This is a genomic window from Mesorhizobium sp. B2-8-9, from assembly GCF_006439475.1.
Lineage (GTDB): Bacteria > Pseudomonadota > Alphaproteobacteria > Rhizobiales > Rhizobiaceae > Mesorhizobium.
This window is the reverse complement of record NZ_VFTQ01000001.1, coordinates 174,353-186,834: the sequence shown is the minus strand read 5'-3', so window position 1 is coordinate 186,834 and position 12,482 is coordinate 174,353. Positions and strand designations below refer to the sequence as shown.

Annotated in this window: 21 protein-coding genes; 20 read left to right on the top strand and 1 reads right to left on the bottom strand. The window is 60.0% G+C overall.

The window, feature by feature from the left end; genetic code table 11:
* Window positions 1-77: 77 nt before the first annotated feature.
* Window positions 78-530 (bottom strand): hypothetical protein, encoded by a 453-nt coding sequence (locus tag FJ423_RS00970; protein WP_140838443.1) that lies wholly within the window; start codon window positions 528-530, stop codon window positions 78-80.
* Window positions 531-679: 149 nt separating this feature from the next.
* Between FJ423_RS00970 and FJ423_RS00965 the strand changes: the two genes are divergently transcribed.
* From FJ423_RS00965 to FJ423_RS00870, 20 genes are all read left to right on the top strand, one after another.
* Entirely contained in the window at window positions 680-1,009 is a 330-nt protein-coding gene (locus tag FJ423_RS00965) for a helix-turn-helix domain-containing protein (RefSeq protein ID WP_140838441.1), read from the top strand.
* 78 nt (window positions 1,010-1,087) lie between these two features.
* Window positions 1,088-3,511 (top strand): DUF5906 domain-containing protein, encoded by a 2,424-nt coding sequence (locus tag FJ423_RS00960; RefSeq protein WP_140838439.1) that lies wholly within the window; start codon window positions 1,088-1,090, stop codon window positions 3,509-3,511.
* Window positions 3,512-3,582: 71 nt separating this feature from the next.
* Window positions 3,583-3,951, top strand: a complete 369-nt coding sequence (locus tag FJ423_RS00955; RefSeq protein ID WP_140838437.1) for a hypothetical protein — start codon at window positions 3,583-3,585, stop codon at window positions 3,949-3,951.
* 10 nt (window positions 3,952-3,961) lie between these two features.
* Entirely contained in the window at window positions 3,962-4,366 is a 405-nt protein-coding gene (locus tag FJ423_RS00950) for a hypothetical protein (RefSeq protein WP_140838435.1), read from the top strand.
* The gene (locus tag FJ423_RS00945) at window positions 4,363-4,806 is read left to right on the top strand and encodes a hypothetical protein (RefSeq protein ID WP_140838433.1); all 444 of its coding nucleotides are present in this window, start codon (window positions 4,363-4,365) and stop codon (window positions 4,804-4,806) included. Before FJ423_RS00950 ends, FJ423_RS00945 begins: the two co-directional genes overlap by 4 nt.
* Before the next feature lie 34 nt (window positions 4,807-4,840).
* Entirely contained in the window at window positions 4,841-5,212 is a 372-nt protein-coding gene (locus tag FJ423_RS00940) for a hypothetical protein (RefSeq protein ID WP_140838431.1), read from the top strand.
* Window positions 5,209-5,403 carry a hypothetical protein gene (locus tag FJ423_RS00935; protein WP_140838429.1) on the top strand — a complete coding sequence of 65 codons (195 nt, stop codon included), beginning with the start codon at window positions 5,209-5,211 and terminating at the stop codon, window positions 5,401-5,403. Before FJ423_RS00940 ends, FJ423_RS00935 begins: the two co-directional genes overlap by 4 nt.
* Before the next feature lie 82 nt (window positions 5,404-5,485).
* Complete coding sequence (locus FJ423_RS00930; RefSeq protein ID WP_140838427.1) at window positions 5,486-5,740, top strand: hypothetical protein; 255 nt, start codon at window positions 5,486-5,488, stop codon at window positions 5,738-5,740.
* A gap of 876 nt (window positions 5,741-6,616) precedes the next feature.
* The gene (locus FJ423_RS00925; protein WP_140838425.1) at window positions 6,617-6,814 is read left to right on the top strand and encodes a hypothetical protein; all 198 of its coding nucleotides are present in this window, start codon (window positions 6,617-6,619) and stop codon (window positions 6,812-6,814) included.
* Window positions 6,815-6,934: 120 nt separating this feature from the next.
* A complete protein-coding gene (locus tag FJ423_RS00920) occupies window positions 6,935-7,123 on the top strand; it encodes a hypothetical protein (RefSeq protein WP_140838423.1) in 189 nt (62 codons plus the stop codon).
* Window positions 7,123-7,338 carry a hypothetical protein gene (locus tag FJ423_RS00915; RefSeq protein ID WP_140838421.1) on the top strand — a complete coding sequence of 72 codons (216 nt, stop codon included), beginning with the start codon at window positions 7,123-7,125 and terminating at the stop codon, window positions 7,336-7,338. The genes FJ423_RS00920 and FJ423_RS00915 overlap by 1 nt, the downstream gene beginning before the upstream one ends.
* Window positions 7,335-7,601 carry a hypothetical protein gene (locus FJ423_RS00910; RefSeq protein WP_140838419.1) on the top strand — a complete coding sequence of 89 codons (267 nt, stop codon included), beginning with the start codon at window positions 7,335-7,337 and terminating at the stop codon, window positions 7,599-7,601. Before FJ423_RS00915 ends, FJ423_RS00910 begins: the two co-directional genes overlap by 4 nt.
* Before the next feature lie 74 nt (window positions 7,602-7,675).
* Window positions 7,676-7,963, top strand: coding sequence for a hypothetical protein (locus FJ423_RS00905; protein ID WP_140838417.1), 288 nt, complete (start codon window positions 7,676-7,678; stop codon window positions 7,961-7,963).
* Window positions 7,964-8,007: 44 nt separating this feature from the next.
* Entirely contained in the window at window positions 8,008-8,157 is a 150-nt protein-coding gene (locus FJ423_RS00900) for a hypothetical protein (RefSeq protein ID WP_210239527.1), read from the top strand.
* A 104-nt stretch (window positions 8,158-8,261) separates the two neighbouring features.
* Window positions 8,262-8,492, top strand: coding sequence for a hypothetical protein (locus FJ423_RS00895; protein WP_140838413.1), 231 nt, complete (start codon window positions 8,262-8,264; stop codon window positions 8,490-8,492).
* Window positions 8,489-8,734, top strand: coding sequence for a hypothetical protein (locus tag FJ423_RS00890; RefSeq protein WP_140838411.1), 246 nt, complete (start codon window positions 8,489-8,491; stop codon window positions 8,732-8,734). The genes FJ423_RS00895 and FJ423_RS00890 overlap by 4 nt, the downstream gene beginning before the upstream one ends.
* A gap of 22 nt (window positions 8,735-8,756) precedes the next feature.
* Window positions 8,757-9,083 carry a hypothetical protein gene (locus tag FJ423_RS00885; RefSeq protein WP_140838409.1) on the top strand — a complete coding sequence of 109 codons (327 nt, stop codon included), beginning with the start codon at window positions 8,757-8,759 and terminating at the stop codon, window positions 9,081-9,083.
* A 31-nt stretch (window positions 9,084-9,114) separates the two neighbouring features.
* Entirely contained in the window at window positions 9,115-10,005 is an 891-nt protein-coding gene (locus tag FJ423_RS00880; RefSeq protein WP_140838407.1) for a hypothetical protein, read from the top strand.
* A 43-nt stretch (window positions 10,006-10,048) separates the two neighbouring features.
* Window positions 10,049-12,022 carry a methyltransferase gene (locus FJ423_RS00875; RefSeq protein WP_140838405.1) on the top strand — a complete coding sequence of 658 codons (1,974 nt, stop codon included), beginning with the start codon at window positions 10,049-10,051 and terminating at the stop codon, window positions 12,020-12,022.
* Between the two features lie 4 nt (window positions 12,023-12,026).
* Window positions 12,027-12,479, top strand: a complete 453-nt coding sequence (locus tag FJ423_RS00870) for a hypothetical protein (protein WP_140838402.1) — start codon at window positions 12,027-12,029, stop codon at window positions 12,477-12,479.
* Window positions 12,480-12,482: the final 3 nt, after the last annotated feature.

Genomic DNA, 12,482 nt, shown 5'->3' with positions numbered 1-12,482 from the left:
CGCGCCACCCCACCGGAAAACCCCGACGCCCCTCTTGGTTGGAAGAGTGGGCGCCGAGGCCTCCGTCAGGTCGCCGCCTAGATGTCGTCCTCGCTCGAGGCTTCCTCGCCGGCTTCTTCCGGCTCGGGCGTGATGCGGCCGGCCGCGATCTGCTTCTCGACCCAGGTCTCGAAACGCTTCACGTCTTCCGCCTTGTTGATGTCCTTGGCGAGCTTGTAGCCGAGCTTGTCGAGCGCCTGCCGCAGCTTGTCCTTGCGCGCCTGGGTCTCGCCATCGGCCTCGTTGTCCTTGAACTCGCCGAGCCAGGTGCCGGCCTTGGCGATTGCCGCCTTCAGCGCGTCGGCGTCGAATTCTGCGGAAGCGTCTTCCTTCTTGTCGGCCTTGCCTTTGCCGCCCTTGCCGGAACCAGCGGCGGCGGTTTCCTCGGTCTTGCCGGCCTTGTTGGCAGCGGCGCCGAGTACCTTCTTGAGAAGGTCGTTATGCTCGGCAAGCAGTTCGTTGTTACGGTTCAGGGCTTCTTCCAGGCTCATGTCTATCTCCGGTTCGTTGCTGAAACGCCCGCCGCTCGGGTCGATGCGTTGGCTGAATAGTTGACCGTAAAGTTGAACATGTCAATTGGCAGTTGAATATTAATTTGGGGTCGGTTAGGCTTTGTGTCCGTAACGAGGGAGATGCGAGAGTGACAATCGACATTGACGACATGCTCGGCATGGCTCCGGCGAAGAAGCGCCGCAAGGCACGCTCGAGCCGCGGACCCCTGCATGATCTTCTGACCCAGGCCTTGCCTGATTTCATGCATGCGCGAGACGGCGTCTGCGACCTGGACCGCCTGGCTGAGAAGCTCGATATGACGCGGCAGGGCGTCTATAAGTGGTTCAAGCCAGGGCGCGCGAATCGTATCCCCGCAAAGCAGGTTGAGGAGATCGTCAAGCTGTCCGCGAATCAGCGAAAGAGGGGTCGCGAATTCGTGCCTGCGACCCGCGAGGATTTCTGGCAGTTCCTCTCCTGAAGCCCCGAATCCGGGGGTTTGGGTTCATGATTTCGCTCGTTCCATCTCGACCAGGCGTCGGGCACAAAGGGCCACGGCATGCTCGCCCACATTGAGCACCTTGCCCGTGCGGGCTTTGCCATCCATTGGCTTCATCCGAAGTCGAAACGGCCGGTCGGCGACGATTGGCAGGACAAACCAGTCGCGTCCCTCGAAAAGCTCAGGAAGACCTACCGCAACGGCAACAATGTCGGCGTCCGCCTTGGCAAATGGTCGAAGGTCGGCGACCACTGGATGCACGTCATCGACCTCGACGTTCGTGACGCATCCCTAGCGGACGAAGCGCGCGCCAAGGTCGCTGTGCTCTTCCCCGAATCGGCCGACTGGCCGACCGTCATTTCAGGTTCGGGCGGCGAGAGCCGCCATTTTTACCTGTTGAGCGACAAGCCTTTTTCCTCGCGGCAGCTTGCCCACAGCGATGAGAAGATGGTGTGCGCCGATGGCAAGATGCGCTGGCGATGGGAAATCGAGCTCTACGGCACCGGCAAGCAGGTCGTCATCCCCGCGTCGATCCATCCCGACACCGGCAAGCCCTACCGTTGGCTGAAGCAATTCGATTTCGACTCGCTTCTGCTCGGCGACGGGCCGTTCGTGCCGGCCGAGATCCTGCAAAAGGTTGTCGACGGCGATGACGATGCCGGCGAGCAAGATCCTGAGCGCGCCAAGCCGCTCGGCCTCACGGTCGACGAGGTCCGCAACCTCCTCAAGGACTACCCCAACGAGAGCCTCGACTACGACCAATGGCTCGAGGTCATGGCCGCCGTCAGCCACGAGAGTTCAGGCCGCAGCAAGGACGAGCGACAGCAGTTCTACAAGGCCTTCCTGGATTGGTCGCGAGCATCCGACAAGAACGACGACAAGACGACGAAATTCAAATTCTGGTCCTTCAAACACAAGGAAGGACGCAAGCTGATCACGATGCGCACGGTCGTCAATGCCGTGCGAGAGGCCAGACTGTCCGAGGAATTCGACAACCTCGAAGACGGCGACGATTTCGACACCGATTCCGATCTCGACGAGAAGCCAGTAGCCGACGAGTTTGACGACCTGCTCGGCGGCGGGGGGCGGGCGCCCAAACAGAGCAAGCGCGAGACGAAGCTGAAGAAGGCCGACGTCGAGGCGGCGCTAGGGCACGTGCCGCCCAAGGTGAAGCGTCTCAACAACAAGCACGCAGTCGTGTTCCTCAACGGCAAGACGGCAATCCTGACCGAGAAGGATGACGGCGCTGTCGCGCTCGGCACGGTCGGCGATCTCCACAACTTTTATGAGAACGACCGCGTTGCCACCGACAAGGCGACCGAGCCGGTCACCAAGGCGTGGATGCGCCACAAGCTCAGGCGTGAGTATTCGAACGGCGTGGTCTTCGCACCAGGGCGCGAGGTCAAGGGGGCCTATAACCACTGGCGCGGGTTCTCCGTCGAGCCCGACCCGGAAGCCTCCTGTCGCCTCATCCTGGCGCACCTGAGAAAGGTGATCTGCTCGAACGACGAGCGGGCTGCAAACTACACGTTCGGATGGTGGGCGCACATGATCCAGCGGCCAGAAGAAAAGCCCGGCGTCGCCATGGTGCTCCGCGGCAAGAAGGGCGTCGGCAAGGACACGATCGCCGATTACGTCGGCGGACTGTTTCCGCACCATCACGTCAAGATCGCCAACCAGGATCAGCTCACCGGCAAGTTCAACGCGCACATGGAAAAGTGCCTGTTGCTGCATGTCGAGGAGGGCTTTTGGGCGGGCTCCAAGAACGCCGAAGGCGTGCTTAAGCACCTGATCACGACGGAAAGCCTCTTCATCGAACCAAAGGGCCTGAACGGCTACCACATCGACAGCGTGCTTCGCCTGTTCATGTCGTCGAACGAAAAGTGGGTGGTGCCGGCGACCGAGGACGAGCGCCGCTATTTCGTGCTCGACGTGCCTCCGACGAAGAAGGGCGACCATGCCTATTTCGCCGCCATCCGGCACGAGATGCGCAACGGCGGTCGGGCAGGCCTTCTGCACTATCTGCTGAACTACGATCTGAGCCGCTTCAATGTCCGCGCCGTGCCCGACACGATCGCGCTCGGCGAGCAGAAGATCGAAGGCTTGAAAAACGTCGAGCACTGGTGGTTCGACATGCTCGAATCAGGGCGCATTTCCGCCGACGCCGAGGGCGACTGGTGGAAGGAAAAAGCCGTTGTCGACAAGGGTGATTTCTACGACACCTATGTTGGGTGGATGCACAGCCGGCGCTATGAGGGCAAGCAACTCAACGAGGTCCATTTCGGCAAGGTCATGCGCCAGTTGGTGCCAGCGATCGAGACGCGCCGCCCGCGCGACGGCAGCCAGCGCCTCAACCAGTACGCCTTCCCGCCGCTCGAGGAATGCCGCCAGGCCTTCGAGACCTTCCTAGGCTCCGAGATCGTCTGGCATTCCGAGCCGGTCGTCGAGATCGAAGAAGACGAAAAAGACGATTTCGACATCTAACAATTCAACTGACTGTTGACTAAAAGCGAGATCGGTGGAATAACGGCTCCAACGAATGAGGAGCCGTTTTCATGACCGACAAGCCAAAGACCCTCGAAGATTACCTGTATGACGCCTTGCCGCCGAGCCCCGAGGAGTTGCTGCCGTCCGACATCGTCGCAACCATACGGGCGGCTGTGAAGGCCAATCCTGATCTGCTTGACGAGCTCGAACCCGGTGGCGACGCACCGGAGAGGACGAAGGACTTGCTGGACAATACCTTCGACCAGTTGCGGCGCTACGGCGGCGGGCCTGATCGGAGAGTGCTGGCCCTAGTGAGGCTCCTTGCCGACCTCAACGACGACATCTGGCATTCACGGAGCACCCTGATCCTGCAAGAGAAGATCGACGAGGCACGCAAGATACTGGCCGACATCGAAAAAGCTCCCGATCTGGCCTAAAGGAGACGCTATGAGCACCTATCTGGAACGACAGAGCCGCTTCGAGTTCAAACGCGATCCGTCCAACGATATGTTGATCGGCCCTGACACGTGCCACTACGACACCGAGCAAGAGGCGATGTATTTCAGCCTCAAGGCATCGTGCGGCTGTGGCAACCCCTGCGGCGTGCATGGTTTCCTGATCGAATGCCTTCGCCAGTTCGAGACCGAGGCTTGGCCGAAACCAGGTGTCGAGGGCATCAAGAAGGTCCTGCTGGCGCATCCCGATATCGCCGCTGAATTCATCGCGCACTACCTGTCCTCGGAGGACTTCACTGAGCATGGCGGCTCGGTCTATGGCTCCTGGATCACAGACCGCGGCAAACAGTTCCTCGAGATCGGGCCGATGATCGACAGGGACGAGGAGGCAATATGAGCGCATGGGGTACAAGCTTCCAGATATGCGGCGTCAACGTGGTGCCGCTTGTCGCCACGCAGGGCTTCAGTGGAAAGATCGACCCGTCTTCGAAATTGGAAGATATCCAAATCCTGAACACGGGCGAGGGTGCTGACGTAAGGCGCGCACGCGCCACGTTGCTGCCGTTTGTTGGCAAGCCCTACAGCGAGCTTCTCGCCTTCCTGAATGAGATGTGCGTGATGCCGGTCGACAAGAAGACAGAGGTCTTCGTGGTCACTGGCGACGGCCAGAGGTATGTCGGCACGCTGGAACAGGCAAAAGTGGAGATCGAGCAGACCGTCGCTGCGGCTGTCAGACGGGGAAGCGGCCTGATCATCACTGACGCTTCACCGGAATTGCACGATTTCCTGATCGACCTGAACAGGCACTACCCGCCAAATGTGACGTTCGGCAGGTGACGAGACATCGGCTCATGAGGAGATTGGGGACCAGATGATGACCGAGCAGGACGACCGTTTCGGCCTCATCGCCAACGTGGAGGGCGTCGACCGCATCTTCCGCATGGGCGCCAAGGTGTGGCTGTGCAGCGGCACTGGCGGCGAAGGCTGGTTCCGGTTCGAGTGGTGGGGCATGTCGCGCGGTGGCCGGACTTTGCAGAAGTGGGCACCGACAGAGCGCTTCACCAATTTCCGCGCTGCCTGGGTGCCGCTGCACATGCGCGACCGCGTGCTCTACTTCCGGCCAACCCGCGCCGAGGCCGAGACGTGGGCCAAGAATTTGCAGACCTTCGCCGATGCTCTTCGTGCCGGCAGCAAGAGCTCGTTCGAGGATGGTTATCTCAAACTCTCGGAGGCATGGCCATGACCGTTGGTGAATTGATCGAAAAACTGCGCACGCTGCCAGCGCAAGACGAGGTTGTCGTTTTCAACGGCGACATGCACAACCCATCGCGAGCGACCGAGGTGACCATAGTCAGGACGAGCGATCTTGACGACAAGTATCCTGAATTCGTTTCTGACAGCGCCAAGGGTCAAGCCGCTGTCCTAATCGCCTGACGTTCAAAGAGGAATATAAATTCCTTGCGAACAAACTAAGAACGTGTTTCCATCCGTCGCTTCAGATCGGGAGCACGGATCAATGGGACCACGGCAGTTCGCTATCTACGACTACTCCTTCCAGGTCGTTTGCGTCGACGCCGAAGGCAATGTGATCGAGAAGATCGGCGAGATGAACAACGGCGCCGTAGCTCGCGCTGCGTTCGAGGCCGCCGCCACGCAATACGCCTGGTCAACCATCAGGCTACGTAATGGCGCCCGCATCATGGAAGACGTGAGAACGGGCGGCTACGATTCCGAGACAAAGACAATTCCGATCATCGAGCGCCGGTCCTGATGCCATGTCAACCGACAGGCGATTTTCATGGCTTACGATCAACTCGCGGGCGAATATAACGCCTCGATTTCGCGATTCAATTTTTTACCCTGACCACCCTGACCAAAATCGCGTTACCCTGACCAGGCCTAAACGGCAGATTTCATTGCGCTTTTTGCCCTCCGGTCAGGGTGGTCAGGGTGGTCAGGGTAAAATTCCGAATCCCATACACGCGACACGCGCGTACGATAAGCCATAGTTTTGTCCGTTGTGCCAATCAGTCAACCGGCCACCCTACCAGGTCGGTGAGTTCATGCGCGTATACGGGAAAGTTACCCTGACCACCCTGACCACCCTGACCAACCCTATAAAAGAATAATAGAATCAATAGTTTAGACTGGTCAGGGTAAACCCGTTTTTGGTCAGGGTGGTCAGGGTAAAAATCAAAATTTTCAAAAATCGGGCTTACATTCGCCTGAGAGTTTACCGTAAGCACGCAATAAGTCTCCGCACGGTTTACGATTATCCCGACTTGCGTAGGAAAAAAATCCCAAAAGGCTCGCATTCCTGGGTCTCTGCGCCCCCGCGCAACACCCTGTTGACGGGAAGGACCCGGAGCGACGACCTCGGACGGCGTGAGACAGTGTGAGACGATCAACGACGCGCGTCCGTTGTGCCTATAGATCATCCGTCGGTTGACCCGTGAGACGACCTAAGACGATGTCGGACTGCGTCCGTTGTGCCTGTGTGTAGCTACATGGTTGACAGGTAAACCGACCAGCTGGCGCCGGCCTAGCGTCCGTTGTGCCTTACCGTTCAACCATCTGTTGACTAAGCCGCGTCCGTTGTGCCAATGTGTCAACCAACAGATGACCCATGCAACCAAGGGGAAAGCCCATGTTCTGGAATGCACCGCTCACAGTCACCAACGCAAAGGCCTACGCGGCAGCGCTCACGCAAGGCCTGGCAACGTATGCCCGTGAGACCACGGTTGACGGCTTGCCCATGATTAGCGTGCGCGTCCGCCTGCCGTCCTATGGCGTGGCATGGGTTGATTGCTGGACTGAGTGCGGCAAGCTCTATGGCGAGTGGTAGGAGTCGGAACCATGCTGAAAGAGTTTGCCCGCTTCTGCCTACTGGCCATGCTGCCCGCTGCAGTGCTCGCCTTGACGATCGCTTTCGACCTGCCGTTGCCGCACTAAGGGAGTCCGACCAATGATCAACTTGCACACGGAAGCGGAACGCCTAGGCATTCCCGAGCGCACGCTAGAGCAGGTCAAGGCCGATCTAGAGCACGCTGCAAAGCGTGACTGCGGCGACGCCATGGCGCGCATGATGGTCCGCTATGGCCGCTTGACGGACGACGCGCGCGCCTATGCTGCGGCATGGTTGGAGGCACGCTAATGCCGTTCAATTCAGACACCTACCACGCCAACAAGTATCGCCGCATTGCCTTCGAAGAGATCGGGCAGGCAAAGGACATCAAGCGCCGCGCCGCGCTCGGGCAAGCCTATGATTGGGAGATCAGGCGAATCCCCTTGCTGGTGCAAGGCGCGCGCACGTCGCTACGGATTAGCCGCCTGTTCAGGTCGTGCGCCACCACGGGCAAGCGGCCATGACGGATCTAGCCTTGCCATGGGCGGAAGCCAAAGCCAGCGGCGCGCGCTTCTATCTCGGCCGGCCTTGCCTCGAGCACGGCGCAATCGTGATCACGGCCGAGTCGCGCGCCGTCCGCTATACCGTCAACAAACGTTGCGTCGAGTGCTGCAAAGCCGATCGGCGCCGACATGCGCAAGCCAATGCCGAGCGCGAAAGGGAACGCAAGCGCGCTGCCAGGGCTGCCCGGAAAGCTCGGGCGGAATTCGCCGATTTGCTCGGCTGAACAATTCAACTGACTGTTGACTAAAGCATGTCCGTTGTGCCAATGTGTCAACTAACAGATGAAAGGCTAATGCGATGTCCGATATCACCAAACGCCTAGACGCTCTTGCAGCCGCGCCAAAGGTATGGCGTTGCGTGTCCGTTTTCAGCGACGGCACGGTTCGCAATCTTGACCAGCCGCTGCAGGCAATGGCCGAAGCGCACGCCAAAGGGCAGCGCCGCTTTCTCGGCAAGGTGTGCGGCAAGACGAAAGACGGTGTTCCCGTCACGCTCGATATTGTCGAGGTCACCTATATCGGCAGCGATTGGGCAGTTGCGGCTAAGTTCGTAGGCTGCACCGTTGCCGAGCTTAAGGCGTCATGATCATGCCTAGCGGTTCAACCACCAGCGGAAATGTTCAACCGATCATGCGCGCACTCGCCATTCCGGCAATCGCGCTCGGCCTGTTGATCGTGCCTGAAATCATCGTTGGCGCGCTGGTCGCGCTCACAGTTTACCGCCTGTTGTCCAACATCAACCAAAGGGAGTCCGACCATGCCTACACGTCGCAAGCATAACCAGCCTTATTCGAAGTCGTCGAACGGTCGTGAGCGGCGCCGCACGCGTCGCGCCGTGTGCGCTGCAAAGCGCGCTTTCCTGTTCATCTGAGAGGGATAGGACCATGGAACGGGAACACGCAATTTCCCTCGTGACGCTGGCGCGCTCGGCATGGCTGAACGGCTTTGCCATCACAGCGGACGTCTACATGCGGCAGGCGCTGTCTTGTGCCAATCGGCTGCAGGACAAGGCCGCAAAGTCACTCATTTTCAAAATCCTGAACAAGATGCGGCCGGCCTTGCGGGCAGCGCTCGACATCGTCGCCGCAAGCATCATGCGGGAGTCGGGCAAATGATCAAGGTTTTGAAAAACATCAACTGGCCTGCGTTAGCCGCGCTCGGCTTTACCGTCGCGTTCTGGTGGCAGGTCGGCAAAGCGGCTTTCGCCGATCAGTCCAGCCCGGTCTACGAATTCCAGGCGACGACGGGCAGCGGCGATTTGTTCGTTGCAGGCAGCGGCGACTCGTGTGCCGCGGCGCGGTCTGGCGCCGTCCTGCCCGACGACGTGCGCACGCTCGATTGTGTGCAGGTTCGCTAAATCAACCGACAAGGAGTCGACCATGTCTGAATCCATGAAAGCCAGAAAAGGCAATCTCATAGTCTATGCCGAGGATCATTCGGCGACGTCGCTTAAGGACGGCACATTGCGTTGGCGTGAGTGGCGAGTCGGAACAGTCGGCAGCGCGACACGTGACGGCACGGTTAAAACCGTCGTGCCAGGTTTCGGCTGTGAGCGGAAAAGGGAAATGCGGCTGCCGTGTTTTGTCGCATCGTTCGACAAGGTCAACGCGGAAACCGCCGATCGCATGCGCACGCATTTCGCCGAGTCGTCCTGGAAAACCGCGGAAGAGGCAAGCGCGGCTGTGAAAGCGGCATTGGCTGCCTAATCGTTCAACCATCTCGACAAGGAGTCTACCAATGACTGAGTCTCTTAAAGCCGCTTTCAACCGTCAAAGCTATGTCGGCGGCAACCCGAGCGAAGCGGAAAGGCTGGTCTGGGCATATCGCTACTGGCGCGCCGTGCGCGTGACCAAAACCGGCAAGCCGGGCTTTGGCGCAAAAGAGGCGTTGCACCTGGCGCGCGCTGATGTCGGCATGAACAAAATCCGCTATGCCGAATCGGCTGCCAGCGGCGCCTATGGTCCGGCCTTTAAGTTGCGCGGCGCAAAGGCAATGCGCTGGATTGAAAAGCCGGCCGCATGCGGCTTGCGCGTCGTCGACTATGCCGACAAGCTTGTCAGGCTCGACCATACAGGCTGGTTTCTCGACAATGACAACGATGGCGAGACGGCACGCGGAATCGTCTATCAACTGCCAGGGAGGCACGGCAAACCGCTTTTCGTGGCAGGCGTCGCCGATCCGTTCAACGATGGTGCGGCCTGCCTCGGTTTCGACGACATCGAACGCGGCGCCAGCGGCGAAGATTGCGACGATGCAAAGCGCACACAGGCCGGCTATGCCGATCAACTGGCAGCCTGGTATGCCGAGGATGAGCGGGAGTGGCGCGCCGCGTCCAGCGCTGGCGTGCGCTATGCCGAGCTCGGCGAAGAGATTGCCGCCGATCGGAAACTAGCGCTCGAGCTTCTAGCCGAGCGACGGGCAGCGCGCGACGACGGCAAGGCCTTTCCTGCCATTTGCGCGACCATACGGCAGCGCGTTGCCGAGATCCTGCATAGCATTGCCGACGCCAGGGAAAAGCGCGCCAAGCTCATGGAAGGCGAATTCGTCGGCGATTGCTGGCCAAGTTGGAACACCAGCGACAAGCGGCTTGTCGACGCGTTCAACGAGTCGGCCGGCATTCACGCCTAGCCGTTCAACCAATTGTTGACTAACTCAATCAAGGAGTCATGACATGAACCAGCACGTTGAAATCTCTATCGGAACGCCTCTTATCGACCACTACGGAAATCGCGGATTCATTGCCGAGATCAAGGCACCAGAAACAAAATCGTTCGTGATCGGCGCCGGCATGGCGCAAGTCCGCAACGAATTCGTTTGCGTGTTCGATCGTCTCACGGCGCCGATTTCCGAACTAGCAGACGGCATTGCGGCGCCGTTCATAGAGCGGGCACGGCGCGCGAACCTGCCGACTGTTCCGGCTGCCGAGATACCAGCGCGCATGCAAGCCGCACGCCTGGCGCAACGCGACGCCTTTGACAAGGCTGCAGCCGATCGGGATTCGGCAAAGCAGGCGCGCCAGGCGTTCGAAGCGGACGCGGCCGGCAAGATTCCGGCATGGGCAAAAGCCGTCATCGTCGCCGAACTGATCAAGGATGAAAGCGACTCGATGACGGATTATTTCGGCGGCAAAACCGTTCGAACCGTCATCCTCGGCTTTTCCAGCCATTCGCGCGACCTGTTTCCCGAGATGCGCAAGGCGGCTGCAAACCTGCCCGAAACCGCGCATTTGGTCGACGCGCCAGAGTCGGCGGAAAACCGCCAGAAATGGAGCATGGGCGCCGGCTATTTCCTGAAAGTCGGCGGACGCTATTCAAGCGGATGGCAGGTGCGCAAACAACGGTTTTGGGACTCTTCGGAACCGGTCAGACAACTGCCAACGGCCGATTGGGCTTTGGCCGCTCCCGTGCCGCCCGCTGCCGTCCAGACCGTCGCCGCGGCTGGAATGACGATCGAAGAACACACGCACACGAAAAAGGGCTTTCAGATGTTCATTTGCATCATGCCCGAGCGTGTCGACCGTGAGACCTTCGACGCCTTGCGCGACAAGGCGGAAGAGCTCGGCGGCTGGTATTCCAAACCATGGGGACGGACGCCAGGCGGCTTTGCTTTCAAGGTTCGCGACAAGGCGGAATCGTTCGCAGGTTCGACCGTCCAGCCGGTAGCCGAGTCGGCCGTTGACGAGATCAAGCAGGCCGCGCCGCGTGCCGACATGGCGGACAAGCTTCGGCGGCTTGCCGACGACATGCAAGGCGAGATTGACGGCAAGATGCGCGACCGTCTGACCAACACGCCAAAGCGGCAACGCGAGGCAGACTCGGCACGTCTGGACGGTTACAGGCTGCAGCGCACGCAAGCCGCCTTGCGGGCTTTGGCTGGTCAGCATGAGGCAGGAACCATCGCGCCAGAGCTTGCGCGCGTCACTTCCAAGAAAGCGGCTTTCGAGCTTGTCGGAACCGTTATCGATCGCTCCCGCGCCGGCTACTATGACGCGGGCATAGACACGGGAAAACCGTCGCTCGACACGCCAGCGGCGCGCGCCATTTGGGCTTTGCTGGACAAGCCGAGCGACGAAAGCCGCAAGGCCGAAGAATTGCGCCGCAAGGTTCAGGCGCTGCAGTTCGCCAACATTCCGGGCTTTTTCCCGACTCCCGGCGCCGTGATCGAACGCATGATTTACCTTGCCGACATGCCGGCCGGCGCCTTCGATATGTTGGAACCGGAAGGCGGCAGCGCGGCAATTCTGGACATGGTGCGGGAGCGGTTTCCAGCCGCTCGGCTGACAACGTATGAACGGCACAACAGTTTGCGCGAGATCCTGGCGCTGAAAGGCTACACGGTAGCCGGCGCCGATTTCATGGAAGCCGAGCGCGGACCACGTTTCGACCGTGTGCTGATGAATCCGCCCTTTGAGAACGGGCAGGATATCGAGCACGTGCGCCACGCTCATTCGATGTTGCGACCAGGCGGCAAGCTTATTGCCGTGATGTCGCCTGGTCCGTTCTTCCGCCAGGACAACAAGGCGGCAAGCTTTCGCGATTGGTTCGACCGTATGAGCGGCGAAAAGCTCGACCTGCAGGCCGGTTCATTCAAGGAGTCGGGAACCGCAACGGCAACGGTTCTGGTCACTCTGGACGCGGGAGTCTGAGACCATGGGCGCTTACATTCTCGCTTGCAATCTGCCGAATTTCCAGCAAAGCGCGCCACGTGGCGACGCGTGGAAGCTTGCGCCGAACGACGATCCGCGCCACGTCTCGGCACTGACATGGAACAATGCCGAGACGGGCGAAAGCATCGTTTGCCCGTCGATTTGGTACAATGCGCCGGCTGCCTCATATGCGCGAAGCTTGCGCTATGGTGCCGAGCGCAACGATGAATGCGCCGCATACAAGGCAACGGAAAACAAGCCCTGGTCAGCCCGTGAGGCTGAAGCGAACCGCCATCAGGCGCGACGCTTGCGCGCCATGGCGTTGCTATGTGATCGCACGCCAGACGCGCCGGCCGGCTCGATCGACTTCCGCGGCCTGAGTGATCCGACAACACCGCACGACATCGAAACCGCGACGATTGCAGCAATCGAGGCGGAAGCCCTTTCGCACGCTTAGCCG